The 6160-nt window shown below is 64.1% G+C and carries 5 protein-coding genes; 2 read left to right on the top strand and 3 right to left on the bottom strand.

The genetic code is table 11. The annotated features are described in order from the left end of the window. The coding region (locus tag ACSFCA_RS32120) for a hypothetical protein (protein WP_435462273.1) at window positions 1-211 on the top strand (211 nt) is incomplete at its 5' end. On the opposite strand, the gene ACSFCA_RS32115 is transcribed toward ACSFCA_RS32120, so the two are convergent. From ACSFCA_RS32115 to ACSFCA_RS32105, 3 genes are all read right to left on the bottom strand, one after another. Next, window positions 208-2073 carry a phosphoenolpyruvate carboxykinase (GTP) gene (locus ACSFCA_RS32115; protein WP_435462274.1) on the bottom strand — a complete coding sequence of 622 codons (1866 nt, stop codon included), beginning with the start codon at window positions 2071-2073 and terminating at the stop codon, window positions 208-210. The genes ACSFCA_RS32120 and ACSFCA_RS32115 overlap by 4 nt on opposite strands. 153 nt (window positions 2074-2226) lie before the next feature. Then, window positions 2227-2379 (bottom strand): hypothetical protein, encoded by a 153-nt coding sequence (locus ACSFCA_RS32110; protein ID WP_435462275.1) that lies wholly within the window; start codon window positions 2377-2379, stop codon window positions 2227-2229. A gap of 119 nt (window positions 2380-2498) precedes the next feature. Further along, window positions 2499-3698 (bottom strand): threonine ammonia-lyase, encoded by a 1200-nt coding sequence (locus ACSFCA_RS32105; protein WP_176929023.1) that lies wholly within the window; start codon window positions 3696-3698, stop codon window positions 2499-2501. A gap of 121 nt (window positions 3699-3819) precedes the next feature. On the opposite strand from ACSFCA_RS32105, the gene ACSFCA_RS32100 reads away from it, so the two are divergent. Beyond that, window positions 3820-6144 (top strand): ATP-binding protein, encoded by a 2325-nt coding sequence (locus tag ACSFCA_RS32100; RefSeq protein WP_258351914.1) that lies wholly within the window; start codon window positions 3820-3822, stop codon window positions 6142-6144. Window positions 6145-6160: the final 16 nt, after the last annotated feature.

The raw sequence follows: 6160 nt of genomic DNA, 5'->3' as shown, positions 1-6160 counted from the left end.
GAAACGCGTCAGCGCCGATGATAGTGCGGGTTCCCGTGTGAAAGTAGGTCATCGTCAGGCTCTTACAGCCCAGAAACCCCCAGTCAGCATTGACTGGGGGTTTTTGCTTTGGGGGAATGCTTTTGGGATCTGCAAATATCCAAATGCGCAGAAACAAAAAAAGCCCGATGAATCCATCGGGCTTTTTTATTGGCGCAGCCAGTGTGATTAGGCCGCCAGGCGCTGCTCGATAGCAGCCTTGGTTTCCGGCAATTCCGTCGGCAGATGGTGCTCCAGCTGCTTGAACAGTTCCGCGTGCAGCTTCAACTCCGCTTGCCAGGCTGCCTTGTCAATACTGGTCACCGTGGCGAATTGCTCGGCGCTGAAGTTCAAGCCCGTCCAGTTCAGATCTTCATAGCGCGGGCTCACGCCGGTGATGTGCTCCACACCTTCGGTCTTGTTGCCTTCGACGCGATCGATCATCCACTTCAGCACGCGCATGTTCTCGCCATAGCCTGGCCAGACAAACTTGCCGTCAGCACCTTTGCGGAACCAGTTGGTCGTGTAGATCTTCGGCAGCTTAGCGCCCGAGGCTTCCAGCTTCTTGCCGAGATTGAGCCAATGCTGGAAATAGTCGCTCATGTTGTAGCCCATGAACGGCAGCATCGCGAACGGATCGCGGCGCACCACGCCTTGCTGGCCGGCAGCGGCGGCAGTGGTCTCCGAACCCATGGTCGCAGCCATATAAACGCCTTCGACCCAGCTGCGGGCTTCGGTCACCAGCGGCACGGTGGTCGAGCGGCGACCGCCGAAGATGAAGGCGTCGATCGCCACGCCCTTCGGGTCGTCCCAAGCGTCGTCGAGCGCTGGGTTGTTTGTGGCTGCCACGGTGAAACGCGAGTTCGGGTGTGCCGCCTTGGCACCGGTTTCCTTGGCGATCTGCGGCGTCCAGTCATTGCCTTGCCAGTCGGTAAGGTGCTCGGGCAGCGTCTTGGTGTCCTGCTCCATGCCTTCCCACCACACGTCGCCGTCATCGGTCAGTGCCACGTTCGTGAAGATCACGTCGTGGTGCAGACTGTCCATACAGTTCGGATTGGTCAGCATGTTGGTACCAGGCGCCACGCCGAAGTAACCCGCCTCGGGGTTGATGGCGTAGAGGCGGCCGTCCTTGCCGGGCTTGATCCAGGCGATGTCGTCGCCGATGGTCGTGACCTTCCAGCCTTCGAAGCCGGCAGGCGGCACCAGCATCGAGAAGTTGGTCTTGCCGCAAGCGCTGGGGAATGCGGCCGCCACGTGGTACTTCTTGCCTTCAGGACTCGTCACGCCCAGGATGAGCATGTGCTCGGCCAGCCAGCCTTCGTCGCGGCCCATGTTGGAAGCGATGCGAAGCGCGAAGCACTTCTTGCCCAGCAGTGCGTTGCCGCCGTAGCCGGAGCCATAACTCCAGATCTCGCGCGTCTCGGGGTAGTGAACGATGTACTTGGTCTTGTTGCAGGGCCAGACCACGTCCTTCTGGCCGGCTTCGAGCGGCGCGCCCACGGTGTGCACGCAAGGCACGAAATCGCCATCGGCGCCCAGCACCTCGTACACGGCCTTGCCCATGCGGGTCATGATGCGCATGTTGACGGCCACATAAGGCGAGTCGGAGAGCTCGATGCCGATGTGGGCAATCGGCGAGCCCAGCGGGCCCATGCTGAACGGCACGACGTACATCGTGCGGCCCTTCATGCAACCGTCGAACAGGGGCTGCAGGGTCGCCCGCATTTCGGCCGGTGCCATCCAGTTGTTGGTGGGGCCGGCGTTTTCCTTTTCCGCGGAGCAGATGAAAGTGCGGTCTTCGACGCGCGCCACGTCGCTCGGGTCGGACACCGCGAGGAAAGAATTGGGGCGCTTGACGGGGTTGAGCTTCTTGAAGGTGCCGGCGTCGACCAGTTGCTGGCAGAGGCGGTCGTATTCTTCCTTGCTCCCGTCGCACCAGTGGATGGATTCGGGCTTGCACAATGCGGCCATGTCGGCCACCCAGGCAATCAGTTTCGCGTTCTTGACGTATGAGGGCGCCTGAATGTTGAGGCCCTGCATCGTGGGTGCGTTCATCGGAAAATCTCCTAAGTTGAAAAATCGTCTTTCCGAACGGGGCGCTGTGCCTGCTCAGGCACGGAGGTCCGTTTGAGAAAACGTTTCGCTTCGGGAGATTGCGTCAGTGCGGGCCGCACCGCCCGCAGACAAAGGCGACAGTACCTGTCAGCGTCAGGCCATGAAGACCGCGATCGATGCCAGCAGCAGCATCAGCACGCCGCCGGCCAGCGGAAGCACCAGCGGCATCAGGTGAACGACCGATTCGACGGCGTCTTTTTCAACAGCGGCGCCGTGGCTCGGCTCGACGGGAGTAGGGTTGGACATCGGGAAATTCCTCGAAGGCTCAATTGACAAACTGATGGCATTTTACCGGCGGGTAGCCCAGGGCCGGTCTAGGGGGATGCGAGCCCCTTAATTGGGCTTGTCGGGGTTGATCTTGCGGCTCAATGCTGCTCTTCAGCCTCGAAGCCCGCATCCTTCAGCGCGGCCAGCACGCTGGCCAGATGGGCCCGCCCGCGCGTCTGCAGCACCAGCTCGACGTCGACGTTCTGCGCCGCCAGCATCGTGAAGGCGCGTTGATGATGGACCTCGTCGACGTTAGCGCCCGCTTCGGCCACAGTGGCCGTGATCTGGGCCAATGAGCCCGGCACATCGCGCGCGCTCACACGCACGCGTGCCAGCCGCCCCGCCCGCACCATGCCGCGCTCAATGATGGCCGCGAGCAGCAGTGGATCGATGTTGCCGCCCGACAGAACCAGCCCTACACGCTTGCCCTTGAAGCGTTCGGGGTGCCGGATCAGCGCCGCCAGCCCCGCCGCGCCCGCGCCTTCGACCAGCGTCTTCTCGATTTCGAGCAGCATCAACACGCCCTGCTCGATGTCGCCTTCGTCTACCAGCAGCAGATCGTCGACCTTGCTCGCGATGATTTCCTGCGTCAGCACGCCGGGCGTGCCGACCGCAATGCCTTCGGCGATCGTGCTCTTGCCCTGCACGTGGTGCGTGCCCTTGATGGCGTTGACCATCGCCGGAAAGCGCGTGGTTTGCACACCGACGATCTCGATGCCCGGCTTACGCTCGCGCGCGGCGACCGCCATGCCCGCGATCAGCCCGCCGCCGCCCACTGCCACCACCAGCGTGTCCAGGTCGGGTACGGCGTCGAGCATCTCAAGCGCCACCGTGCCCTGGCCCGCGATGATCGCCTCGTCGTCGTAGGGATGCACGAAGGTCAGCCCCTCGCGCTGCGCAAGCTCGAAAGCGTGGGTTCGCGCCGCCTCCAGCGTGTCGCCGTGCAGCACCACCTCGGCGCCGAAGCCGCGCGTGCGTTCGATCTTCACGCCGGGGGTGAAGCGCGGCATCACGATCAGCGCGCGCAGTCCGAGGCGCTGCGCGTGATAGGCCACACCCTGCGCATGGTTGCCGGCAGACATGGCAATCACTCCGCGTGTACCGTTCTGAGAAAGATCGACCAGCTTGTTGCACGCCCCCCGTTCCTTGAACGAGGATGTGAACTGCAGGTTCTCGAATTTCAGGAACACCTGAGCGCCGACGATTTCCGACAGGGTGCGCGATTCAACACACGGCGTGTTGAGCACCTGGCCTTGCAGGCGCGCCGCGGCGCGCTCGATTTCCTGGATTCCGATCATGGCGCGCATTGTGGCTGGAATCGCACCATCAGGGTTTTTCCCGTTTACTGGTCTTCCCGAAGCTAAAAGTCTGCGTTATGGTCGCTCCGAGATTGAGATTGTCCTCGTTGGAGGTTGCCTGATGGCCAAGCGTGCGGGTGTCGATGTAGTGGCTGCTGCAGTACGCGGGCAGGCATTGCCGTCGCCCGGCCTCAAGGAGGCGCCGGTGCTCGAGCTCATGTGCTCGCACTTCGTGCTCACGCTCGCGGCCAAGCAGGGGCCGCGCTTCAATGTGCGGCGCGATATCAACGGCCTCCTGTCGCTCACGGGCCGGCACCTGGTGTGGCCCGCGGCGGTACTGCAGCGGCTGCGCGAATTCCTCGGACGCCGCTGCGCGGGCAACGAAGCCTGGAAGGGTGTCGAAGACTTCGACGGCCGCACGCTGCTGGAGCGCCACGGCGTGTGGCGCGGCCCGTATGAAGAAGGCACGCTCTTCTTCTACCTCGACGAATACGCCAAGGACCAGCCGAAGGACCTGCTCTCGGTGCTGGCCGTCACGCGCGACTGGCTCACGCATGCACTGCGCAAGCAATCGACGCTGGTCGAGAAGAACATCGATGCGCTCGCGGGACTGCTGCAGCTCAACAAGGCCGAGCGTGCACTGCTGCTCTACGGCACGCTCGCACGCTACCAGCGCGACCTGCGCTCGCTGCTGGTCGAGTTCAAGGTCAACAACGCACCCGAGGCCTATGCCGCCATCGCCGACATCGCGGGCGTCAACGCGAGCGAAGTGGGCGAGGCGCTGCGCGCAGGCTCGCGGCTCGAACGCATCGGGCTCGTCGAGAACCTCATCTCCGAGCACAACATCACCGACCTCGCAGACCTCATGAAGGTCAGCGAGAAGCTGCCGCCCGTGCTCATGCGCGAATACCGCGACCACAACGAGCTGATGGCCGTGTTCACGCGGCCTTCGGCCAAGAGCGCACTCACGCCGCACGATTTTTCCTTCGTGCAGGAAGACGCGCAGATGCTCGTCACGCTGCTGCGCGCGGCGGTCGCGCGCAAGGAGCCCGGCGTCAACGTGCTGCTTTATGGCCCGCCCGGCACCGGCAAGACCGAACTCGCGAAAGTCGTTGCGCAGGCCGCCGGACTCGAGCTCTTCGAAGTCGAGTACGCCGACCGCGATGGCAACTCGCTGAGCGGCCGCGACCGCTACCGCTCTCTGCAGATCGCGCAGGTGTTCCTCAAGGGCAGCGCGCAGGCCGCACTGCTGTTCGACGAAGTCGAAGACGTCTTCCCGCCCATCAGCACCGAGGCCGCACAGTTCATGGCGCGCGCCGAGCAGATTCCGGCCCCCACCAGCGGCAGCGTCAGCGGCAAGGCCTGGGTCAACCAGATCCTCGAAGCCAACCCCGTGCCCACGCTGTGGGTCACCAACCGCATCGAGCAGATCGACCCGGCCTTCCGTCGTCGCTTCGCCTATCACCTCGAACTCAAGTCGCCGCCGCCCGGCGCGCGCGAGCAGCTCGTGAAGAAGACGCTCGAAGGCGTGGTCGTGTCCGAGGCTTTCACTGCCAAGCTGGCCGAGCGCAAGGGCCTCACGCCCGCGCAGATCCGCACGGCGGTGCGCTTCGCAGGGCTCGCGCGAACCGACGACGCATCGATGGAAGCGCTCATAGAGCGCCAGCTGCGCAATGCCGACCTGGCGCTGGGCACGCTCGACACCGGTCGTGGCGAGCGCCGCAGCGTCACCACCTACGACCTTGACATGCTCAACGTCGAGACCCGTTTCGAAATCCCGCGCATCGTCGAGGCACTGAAGGCGCGCGGCCACGGCACGCTGTGCTTTTACGGCGCGCCAGGCACCGGCAAGACCGCGCTGGCCGAGCACATCGCAAAGGCAGTGGGCCGTCCGCTCATCGTCAAGCAGGCCAGCGACCTCATGAGCAAGTACGTCGGTGAAACCGAACAGAACATGGCTGCCATGTTCCGCGAGGCCGAGAACGAAAAGGCCGTGCTGCTGCTCGACGAGGCCGACAGCTTCCTGCAGGACCGGCGCGGCGCGCAGCGCACCTACGAGGTCACCGAGGTCAACGAGATGCTGCAGGGCATGGAGCGCTTCAACGGCGTCTTCATCTGCACCACCAACCTGCTCGACCGGCTCGACCAGGCTGCGCTGCGGCGCTTCACTTTCAAGATCAAGTTCATGCCGCTCACGGCCGCGCAGCGCGAACGCATGTTCATCACCGAGGCGCTCGCCGGCGACGCCGCGCTCATGACGAGCGCCATGCGCTCGCGGCTGGCGCCGCTGACACAGCTGTGCCCGGGGGATTTCGCGGCGGTGAAACGACAGGTCGATATCCTCGCGGCGGAGTTTTCCGCGACCGAGTTTCTCGACCAGCTCGAAGCCGAGCACCGCATCAAGCCCGAAGTGCGCGAATCGCGCGGCATGGGCTTCCTGCAGTAGCCGGCTTCAATGGCAG

The sequence above is a fragment of the Variovorax multivorans genome (assembly GCF_051216835.1).
Lineage (GTDB): Bacteria > Pseudomonadota > Gammaproteobacteria > Burkholderiales > Burkholderiaceae_C > Variovorax.
Note: the sequence above shows the minus strand (reverse complement) of the source record. Positions and strands in the feature narration are given on the sequence as shown.

What these genes read in the sequence shown, in the direction of transcription:
- ACSFCA_RS32110 (WP_435462275.1), bottom strand. Translation starts at nt 2,379, where the DNA reads ATGTCCAACCCTACTCCCGTCGAGCCGAGCCACGGCGCCGCTGTTGAA.
- ACSFCA_RS32100 (WP_258351914.1), top strand. Translation starts at nt 3,820, where the DNA reads ATGGCCAAGCGTGCGGGTGTCGATGTAGTGGCTGCTGCAGTACGCGGG.
- ACSFCA_RS32105 (WP_176929023.1), bottom strand. Translation starts at nt 3,698, where the DNA reads ATGATCGGAATCCAGGAAATCGAGCGCGCCGCGGCGCGCCTGCAAGGC.
- ACSFCA_RS32115 (WP_435462274.1), bottom strand. Translation starts at nt 2,073, where the DNA reads ATGAACGCACCCACGATGCAGGGCCTCAACATTCAGGCGCCCTCATAC.